The sequence below is a fragment of the Nocardioides sp. NPDC006303 genome (assembly GCF_040613175.1).
In the GTDB taxonomy this organism is placed as follows: Bacteria; Actinomycetota; Actinomycetes; order Propionibacteriales; family Nocardioidaceae; genus Nocardioides.
The window spans coordinates 319,166-326,797 of sequence record NZ_JBEXRR010000001.1; the positions used below are offsets into that span (position 1 = coordinate 319,166).

6 protein-coding genes are annotated in these 7,632 nt (G+C 68.3%); 4 read left to right on the forward strand and 2 right to left on the reverse strand.

The features are described from left to right. Positions 1-5 precede the first annotated feature (5 nt). Entirely contained in the window at positions 6-578 is a 573-nt protein-coding gene (locus ABZY89_RS01500; protein ID WP_355224067.1) for a hypothetical protein, read from the reverse strand. Between the two features lie 70 nt (positions 579-648). Then, on the reverse strand, positions 649-1,686 hold the full coding sequence (locus tag ABZY89_RS01505) for a DUF2855 family protein (protein WP_355224069.1): 1,038 nt from the start codon (positions 1,684-1,686) through the stop codon (positions 649-651). Between the two features lie 260 nt (positions 1,687-1,946). On the opposite strand from ABZY89_RS01505, the gene pdhA reads away from it, so the two are divergent. From pdhA to ABZY89_RS01525, 4 genes are all read left to right on the forward strand, one after another. Further along, the gene (gene pdhA, locus ABZY89_RS01510; protein WP_355017619.1) at positions 1,947-3,083 is read left to right on the forward strand and encodes a pyruvate dehydrogenase (acetyl-transferring) E1 component subunit alpha; all 1,137 of its coding nucleotides are present in this window, start codon (positions 1,947-1,949) and stop codon (positions 3,081-3,083) included. Beyond that, positions 3,080-4,057: an alpha-ketoacid dehydrogenase subunit beta gene (locus ABZY89_RS01515; protein ID WP_355224071.1), complete on the forward strand. Its 978-nt coding sequence runs from the start codon at positions 3,080-3,082 to the stop codon at positions 4,055-4,057. Before pdhA ends, ABZY89_RS01515 begins: the two co-directional genes overlap by 4 nt. Continuing rightward, positions 4,051-5,331, forward strand: a complete 1,281-nt coding sequence (locus ABZY89_RS01520) for a dihydrolipoamide acetyltransferase family protein (RefSeq protein WP_355224072.1) — start codon at positions 4,051-4,053, stop codon at positions 5,329-5,331. The genes ABZY89_RS01515 and ABZY89_RS01520 overlap by 7 nt, the downstream gene beginning before the upstream one ends. A gap of 113 nt (positions 5,332-5,444) precedes the next feature. Beyond that, positions 5,445-7,511: a calcium-binding protein gene (locus tag ABZY89_RS01525; RefSeq protein ID WP_355224074.1), complete on the forward strand. Its 2,067-nt coding sequence runs from the start codon at positions 5,445-5,447 to the stop codon at positions 7,509-7,511. The last annotated feature ends 121 nt before the right edge of the window (positions 7,512-7,632 follow it).

Consider the following 7,632-nt stretch of genomic DNA (forward strand, 5'->3'; position numbering starts at 1 on the left):
TTCTTTCAGCCGGCGTAGTAGCCGGCGCGCTGCCGCTGCCTCGCGGCGCCGACCGCGCTGAAGTAGGCCGACGACGGCCGCACCCACAGCAGCACCAGGATCGCGACCACCAGCAGCGGGTCGATGACGGCGAGCGCGACGTTGGCGGTCGACATCGGCATGGTGGCGCCCCCGAGCGCGGCGTTGCCGGCAAGATTGCCCACGCTCGACAGGCTGGCGGCCAACGAGAGCGCGCCGAGGACGGTGCCGGTGACGCGCGCCCAGTTGCGGCCCTTCCCGTTCATGATCGCCATCCAGATCCACAGCCCGAAGGTGATCAGCCCGAAGACGGCGCCGCCGATCTGGATGATCGGGACGACCACGTCGACCATCTCCCGCGCGTCGAAGACCGAGGGGTCGTACGTCGGCTGCTTCTCCATCTCCGTGATCATCAGCGTCTTCATCTCGGCGGTGTCCATGGTGAAGAGGAAGACGGTCGAGACGACGCTCAGCAGGCCGCCGAGCCACATCCCGTAGACCGCGTACGTCAGCGTCTTGGGCCGTTCGACGGGATCGCTGTAGCCGTACGGATCGGACATGGTGCGCCTCCGGTGGTCTAGGGGGCGCGACTCTAGCGGCGCCCGACGGTCGCGACCACGGAAATTCCGATCAGCCCGCGTTGGGGAGGAAGATGTGGCCGACGGCGGGGTCCGTCGATCCGTCGTGGAAGCCGGCTATCACCGCCGGGGCGTCCTCGAGGCCGGTGTGCTCGAGCAGCTTGATCGATGGCTGCTCCGTACCTCCCACGCGCTCGAGGAAGTCTCGCTCGTCGCGTCGATAGCGCTGCATGAACGCGCGCGACTGGCCTTCGGCCTTGTAGGCGTCGAGCTGGAGGGCTGCGAAGAAGAAGACCGGAGCCGGTCCCACGAGGCTGTCGTCGTCCTCGGGGAAACCGTCGGCTTGGGTCGACCCGATGAGGCAGTCGAAGGCGAGCCGGTCGCCGAAGTGCTCGTGCACCCGGCGGCGCAGGTCACCGTCGCCTGACAGGTCGACGTAGACGGTCCGTCTGGTGCTGTCGATGGCTGCGAGATCGGCGTACTCATGAGCCGCGGTGTAGTGGCCGAGGCCGTTCACGAAGTCGATGTTGCGGGCGGAGGTGAGCGCGATCCTCTGGGCCGGTGAGTCGGCGAGGCAGTAGGCGGTGCCGTACGCCGTCTTGCTCGAGGCGCTCGAGATCACGAACTGCTCGGCGCCGAAGAAGTCGCGGTCACGGAGGTAGTCGGCGGCGGTGTAGGAGGTGATGAACAGGGCGCGGAAGATGGCGGTGAGGCTGTCCAGGCGGGGATCGGAGTCCCGGGGTTCGAACTCGTAGAGGTTGTAGACCTGAGGAGTCCCGGTGCGGTGGTCGGCGCCGTCGACGAAGCTGCGCGAGGTGACCGACGTGGGTCGCATCGTCAGATGGGTCGCGATGGGGAAGTAGCCGAAGATCCGCGTCCCCACGGGGATGTCGGAGGCCCTCGACTCGACGATCTCCGCGTGTCCCCAGGCCGGCATGCAGCCGTACCCGGACTGTTCGGCCGGGAACAGATTCCAATAGCCCAGGGCGTCGCCGTAGACGGCGTAGGTCATGTTGTTCGTCGTCAGGGCGAAGCGTTCGATCCGTGCCAACACCTCACCCTCGTCGAGCTGCGGTGTCGGGAGATCCACCAGGTCAGCCACTCCAAGGTCGCTCTTGAGCGACTCCACTCGGGCAAATCGAGTCATCGGTTCCTCATCTCCTGGGCCGGGGCACCATCGCGTCTCGTAGAACTTACTAAGCGCTTGCTTAGTTGTCTATGTTCATGTCACTCGGGCCTTTTCTCTCCCCGGGGGCGGGTACCGTTTGGCTAAGCCGATGTGCCACGGATCACAAGCCCGTGATCGGCGTAGCCAGCGGTGGCAACCCCACCCCGTGTGAAGGAAGCGTGATGACTGAATTTCTGGATCCGAGTCCCAGCCACACCGACATGGTGCAGCTGCTGAACCCCGAGGGAGAACGGGTCTCGCACCCGGACTTCGAGTTCTCGCCCGACCGACCTGAGGACGAGGCCGTACGCGGCTTCTACCGCGACATGGTGCTGACCCGCCGCCTCGACGTCGAGGCCACCGCGCTGCAGCGCCACGGCGAGCTGGGCCTGTGGGCACAGCTGCTGGGCCAGGAGGCGGCACAGATCGGCGCAGCCCGCGCGCTCGCGCCCCAGGACTTCGTCTTCCCGACCTACCGCGAGCACGGCGTGGCCTGGTGCCGCGACGTCGACCCGATGCAGCTGCTCGGACTCTTCCGGGGCACCGACCAGGGCGGCTGGGACCCCGCCGAGCACAACTTCGGGCTCTACACGATCGTCATCGGCGCCCAGACCCTGCACGCGACCGGCTACGCGATGGGTGTCCAGATGGACGGCCTCGTCGGCACCGGCGACCCGACCCGCGACACCGCCGTCGTGGCCCACTTCGGTGATGGTGCCTCCTCGCAGGGCGACGTCAACGAGGCGATGGTCTTCGCCGCCTCCTACAACGCCCCGGTCGTCTTCTTCTGCCAGAACAACCAGTGGGCCATCTCCGAGCCGGTCGAGCAGATGGTCAAGGTGCCGCTCTACAAGCGCGCCCAGGGCTTCGGCTTCCCCGGCATCCGTGTCGACGGCAACGACGTGCTGGCGACGTACGAGGTGATGAAGTCGGCGCTCAAGCGGGCCCGTGAGGGTGGCGGTCCGACGATGATCGAGGCCTACACCTACCGGATGGGCGCCCACACGACCACCGACGACCCGACCCGCTACCGGCTGTCCGACGAGGTCCAGGCGTGGAAGCTCAAGGACCCGATCGCCCGGGTCGAGGCCTATCTGCGCCGCGGCGGTGGCGCCTCGACCTCCTTCTTCGCCAAGGTGGAGGCCGAGGCCGAGGAGTTCGGCGAGCGTCTGCGTGCCGGGATCCACGCTCTGCCCGAGCCCGATCCCGTACGCCTCTTCGACAACGTCTACACCGAGCTGCCCGACGAGCTGCGTGAGCAGCGCGACGGCTACGCGGCGTACCTCGCCTCCTTCGAGCACGAGGGGGCTTCCCGATGACGAAGATGACGTTGGCGAAGGCGCTCAACGCGGGGTTGCGGCGCGCGATGGAGGACGACGACAAGGTCGTTCTGATGGGTGAGGACATCGGCCGGCTCGGTGGTGTCTTCCGGATCACCGACGGGCTGCAGAAGGACTTCGGCGAGGCGCGGGTCGTCGACACGCCGCTGGCGGAGTCGGGCATCGTCGGCACGGCGGTCGGCCTCGCGCTACGGGGCTACCGGCCGGTGGTGGAGATCCAGTTCGACGGGTTCGTCTACCCGGCCTACGACCAGATCGTGTCGCAGGTGGCCAAGTTCCACTACCGATCCGGCGGCCGGGTCGCGATGCCGATGGTCATCCGGATCCCGTTCGGTGGCGGCATCGGGGCGGTGGAGCACCACAGCGAGTCGCCGGAGGCCCAGTTCGCGCACACCCCTGGTCTCAAGGTCGTGGCCTGCTCGGACCCGGTCGACGCCTACTGGATGATCCAGCAGGCGATCTCCCATCCGGACCCGGTGATCTTCTTGGAGCCGAAGCGGCTCTACCACTCGACCAAGGCCGACGTCGACGTCGACGCCACGCCTGGCCCGCTGTTCGCCTCGCGGGTGACGCGCACCGGCACCGACCTGACGATGCTGGCCTACGGGCCGACCGTGAAGACCGCGCTGACCGCCGCTGAGGCGGCCGCGGGGGAGGGCAAGTCGGTCGAGGTGATCGACCTGCGCACGCTCTCGCCGCTGGACATGGCGCCGGTCTACGAGTCGGTGCGGCGTACCGGCCGTGCCGTCGTCGTCCACGAGGCCCACGTCAACCTCGGCCTCGGCGCCGAGCTCGCCGCCCGGATCACCGAGACCTGCTTCCACTCGCTGGAGGCACCGGTCCTGCGCGTGGGTGGCTTCGACACGCCCTACCCGCCGGCTCGGGCGGAGGAGTACTTCCTCCCCGACCTCGACCGGGTCCTCGATGCCGTCGACAGGAGCCTGGCATGGTGAACGAGTTCAAGTTGCCCGACGTCGGCGAGGGCCTCACCGAGGCTGAGATCGTCGAGTGGCACGTCGCGGTAGGCGACGTCATCAAGGTCAACGACCCGGTCTGCGACATCGAGACCGCCAAGTCCGTCGTCGAGCTCCCGAGCCCCTACGCCGGGGTCGTCCAGGAGCTCCTGGTCGAGGTCGGCACCGAGGTCCAGGTCGGCACCCCGATCATCCGCATCGGCGACGCCCCCGCCGAGACGTCAGTTTCTGAGCCCGAGACGTCAGTTCCTGAAGCCGAAGCGTCAGTTCCTGAGCACGAGGAGGCAGAGAAGCCGCTGACGCTGGTCGGCTACGGCTCCAAGGAAGACGCAGTCGTACGCCGCACCCGCACCGTCTCCGCACCGGCTGCCGCCGCGGGCACTGGTGTGCTCGCCAAGCCGACCGCCCGAAAGCTCGCCCGCGACCTGGGTGTGGACCTGGCGACCGTCACCCCGGAGCGGGACGACGGCGTGATCACCACCGCCGACCTGGAGAACCTGACGTCTGGGCCGAGCTCGTCGACCGAGCCGGCAGCGCCGGTCGGTGGTGAGCGTCGTGAGCCGATCAAGGGCCTGCGGAAGCAGATGGGTCAGGCGATGGTCGACTCGGCGTTCACGCTGCCGCACGTGACCATCTGGACGACGATCGACGTGACACGTACGTCCGAGCTGGTCGCCACCCTCAAGGCAAACCGAGACTTCGCCGAGGTCCGCGTCAGCCCCCTGCTGATCGTGGCCAAGGCGACGCTGCTGGCGATGCGACGTACGCCGATCGTCAACTCGTGGTGGGACGAGGCCGCCCAGGAGATCGTCTTCAAGGAGTACGTCAACCTCGGCATCGCCGCGGCCACCCCCAGGGGCCTCCAGGTGCCGAACGTGAAGGGCGCCGACCGGATGTCCCTGGTCGAGCTCGGCACCGCGATCAACGAGCTCACCGCCACCGCTCGCACCGGCAAGACGCCGCCGGCCGACCAGACCGGCGGGACGTTCACGATCACCAACATCGGTCCGTTCGGCATCGACGGCGGCGCCCCGATCATCAACCCGGGCGAGTCCGCGATCCTCTCCGTCGGGGCGATCAAGCGTCAGCCGTGGGTGGTCGGCACCGGCGACGACGAGCGCATCGAACCCCGCGACGTCTGCACCCTGGCGCTCAGCTTCGACCACCGCCACATCGACGGCGAGGCCGGCTCCCGCTTCCTCGCCGACGTGGCCAGGATCGTCGAAGACCCGAGCACGGCGCTGCTGTTCTGACCCGTTCGACAATCACTCCACAGATCCTCAATTCGCTACCTCGAGGGGTATCGGATCTGGCACGATCCTCAGGCCCGCGCTGACGCGGGCCTGAGGATCTTCTGGAGGCAGGAATGGTGCTCCTGACGGGGCGCACGCTGCTTGCCGGGATCGTCGCGATGGCCGCCTCGGCGACCGTACTCGTGGCGAGTCCGGCGAGCGCGGCGACAACATCGACCGGCGTACGTTGCACGATCGTCGGCACATCGGGCGCGGACGTCTTGCGGGGGACATCGCATCGCGACGTCATCTGCGGCCGTGGTGGCGGCGATGTCATCTATGCGCGTAGCGGCAACGACCTGGTCGACGGTGGTGGCGGCAACGACCGGATCTACGGAAGCTACGGCACCGACAAGCTGATCGGCGGGACCGGGCGAGACAGTATCCGTGGTGAGGCCGGCGCCGATGTCATCTACGGGGGCTCTTCGTCCGACTACCTCTACGGCGGAACCTCGGACGACACGATCCGCGGTGGCTCCGGGAACGACCAGATCCAGGGCGATGACGGTCACGACCAGATCTACGGCGAAGCCGATCCGGACACGATCAACGGTGGGACCGGCTGGGACGTGCTCTACGGCGGGACAGGTGGCGATCGCATCCTGGGTGGCAAGGGCAACGACCGCGCGTACGGCGGAGACAACGCGGACGGGCTGTACGGCGGGGCGGGCAACGACCAGCTGCACGGCGGCAACCACAACGACCTGGTCCTCGGCGAGGCCGACGCAGATCGTTTGTGGGGCGACTCGGGAGCCGATCAGATAAGAGGTGGCAGTGGTGCCGACCAGCTCGCCGGCGGCGACGGCAACGATCAGCTCGAAGGCGAGGGCGACAACGACGCCCTCAGCGGTGGCGCCGGGACTGACCAGCTGACCGGCGGCACAGGCGTCAACCGCTGCAGCTATGACACCTATGACTATCTGCTCGGCGGGTGCGGCACCGACAAGTCGGCACCGAAGGTTCTCGGCGTCACCTTCTCCCCGAGCTCGATCGACACCACCCTGGCCGACGTGAAGGTGCGCGTGCGGGCACACCTCACCGACGACATCGGGGTCACCTGGGCACAGGGTCATGTGGTCGACCCCGAGCGCCCGAACAGCGGGCCCTCGCTGTACATGCAGAACATGACGAAGGTCTCCGGCGGCCCCCGCGACGGTTGGTGGGAGTACGTCATCACCGTCCCGCGCTACACGCCGGCCGGCACGCTGCGAGCGAGCGTCCTGCCCGAGGACGCCGCAGGTAGGATGGGCAGCGGCTACGAGATGGGGTCGCTCACGGTCGCGAACCGTGACCCCGACACCGAGCCCCCGACGATGAGCGTGACCGCGCTCTCCCCGAAGACCATCGACGTGACCACCGGCGCGAAGACCGTCCAGGTCTCGGTGCGCGGTGTCGACCCGAAGGCGGGGATCGGCAGGGTCGACATCTGTCTCTCGCAGCCGGGCATCGCGACGAGCGTCGACCCGCATCCGATGTACGACGGAGTCGCCTGCCAGGACGCGGTCCCGAGGACGTCCGGCACGATGCGTGACGGGATCTGGACGACCAAGCTGACCGTTCCGAAGAACTCCCCGGGCGGCGTCTACAACGTCGTGGTAGACGCCGAGGACCGCATCGGGTTCCGGGCGACCTGGATGGGCCCCGAGGCATATCAGGCCTACGCGGCGGGCACCTGGTCCGCTGGTGACGTCCGCGAGCTCACGGCCGCGCTCACCCGCGTCGAGGTCAAGGGACCGGGGCGTGACACGACGCCCCCGAAGCTCGCTCAGGTGACGGTCTCGCGGACGAGCGTGAGCACGGCCGCCGGCGACGCGAAGATCCGTGTCCGTGCCCGGGTGACGGACGCGTACGGGCCGAACTCGGGGGTCAAGGGAGTCGACGCGACGGTCCTGTCCGGAGGGTTCAGCTCCGACCCGTCCTTCCCGCGCATCACCTTGAAGCGGACGAGCGGAACCGTGTTCGACGGCTGGTGGGAGGGCGATGTGGTCGTCTCGCAAGGCACGCCCTCAGGGACCTACCACCTGTGGATCGGAATCTCCGACGTGGGAGGCAACGGCGACGGCTACACCGACGCCGATCTCGCCGGCGACGGGAGCTACCGGGCGCATCCCGACATCCCGGTGCTCACTGTCACCGGCTGACGCGGGCTCCGCCGAGACGTCAGCAACGCCGGTCGAGTGGGCACCTCGGGTCCGGCGAGGATCCGCGCGACCGCGATCTTGACCATCGTGATCGGGCCCCGGATCGTGCGCATGCCGAGGC

What these genes read in the sequence shown, in the direction of transcription:
- ABZY89_RS01520 (WP_355224072.1), top strand. Translation starts at nt 4,051, where the DNA reads ATGGTGAACGAGTTCAAGTTGCCCGACGTCGGCGAGGGCCTCACCGAG.
- ABZY89_RS01500 (WP_355224067.1), bottom strand. Translation starts at nt 578, where the DNA reads ATGTCCGATCCGTACGGCTACAGCGATCCCGTCGAACGGCCCAAGACG.
- ABZY89_RS01515 (WP_355224071.1), top strand. Translation starts at nt 3,080, where the DNA reads ATGACGAAGATGACGTTGGCGAAGGCGCTCAACGCGGGGTTGCGGCGC.
- pdhA (WP_355017619.1), top strand. Translation starts at nt 1,947, where the DNA reads ATGACTGAATTTCTGGATCCGAGTCCCAGCCACACCGACATGGTGCAG.
- ABZY89_RS01525 (WP_355224074.1), top strand. Translation starts at nt 5,445, where the DNA reads ATGGTGCTCCTGACGGGGCGCACGCTGCTTGCCGGGATCGTCGCGATG.